Below are 316 nucleotides of genomic sequence, written 5' to 3' on the forward strand. Positions count from 1 at the left end.
ACGGTGTGATTCATGACTGGGGTGAAGTCGTAACAAGGTAGCCGTAGGGGAACCTGCGGCTGGATCACCTCCTTAATCGACGACATCAGCCTGCTGATGAGCTCCCACACGAATTGCTTGATTCATTTGCTGATCAGAACTCAGAAATGAGCATTCCTTGTGAATGTTGATTTCTGGCTTTTGTCAGACCGTTCTTTAAAAATTCGGATATGTGATAGAAATAGACTGATGACCAGTTTCACTGCTGGAAATCAGGCTAAGGTAAAATTTGTGAGTTCTGCTCTTAATTGAGCGAAATGCGAATTTTCGGCGAATG

1 rRNA gene is annotated in these 316 nt (G+C 44.0%); it reads left to right on the forward strand.

From position 1 onward, the window contains the following. A 16S ribosomal RNA gene (locus F3J45_RS29725) occupies positions 1-75 on the forward strand; the annotation flags it as partial. Between the last annotated feature and the right edge of the window lie 241 nt (positions 76-316).

Source organism: Pantoea sp. Ap-967 (assembly GCF_011752565.1).
GTDB lineage: Bacteria > Pseudomonadota > Gammaproteobacteria > Pseudomonadales > Pseudomonadaceae > Aquipseudomonas.